The organism is Stutzerimonas nitrititolerans, assembly GCF_003696285.1.
Classification (GTDB): Bacteria; Pseudomonadota; Gammaproteobacteria; order Pseudomonadales; family Pseudomonadaceae; genus Stutzerimonas; species Stutzerimonas nitrititolerans.
In genome coordinates, this window is sequence record NZ_RFFL01000087.1 from 1 (window position 1) to 399 (window position 399).

Below are 399 nucleotides of genomic sequence, written 5' to 3' on the forward strand. Positions count from 1 at the left end.
GGGCCATGCTGACGGCGTTGTCGATCTGCGCTGGTGTGCTGGTGGGCCCACCCTGCAGGTCGCTCCACTGGAGCACCACGTCCATGGACTCGTATTCGGCGATCTTGTAGGTCGTCTCGGTATCGAACGCGTAGGCGTAGAGCGCCGATCCGGCGGTCACGGTCGGGTCACCGGTGGCGTCCACCACCAGGATCATGGCGTTGGCTTCGAGGGTGGCGATCAGGGCGTCACGGCCGGCGATGTCCGGCACGATGGAAACGGTGCTGGCAGCACCGGACCAGTTCGCCAGCGCGGCGTCGATCAGCGCATTGATCATCGCGGTATTGCCAACGGCGCGCGCCTCGCCGGCGTTGTTGGTGAGGTAGCTTTCGGCGTAGTTGCCGTTCTCGACGTAGTAGA

General features: G+C 64.9%; 1 protein-coding gene. It reads right to left on the minus strand.

Annotation, left to right across the window (positions count from 1 at the left end; genetic code table 11):
* A partial coding sequence (locus tag EA795_RS21115; RefSeq protein WP_122079256.1) for a hypothetical protein occupies window positions 1-399 on the minus strand: 399 nt, incomplete at both ends.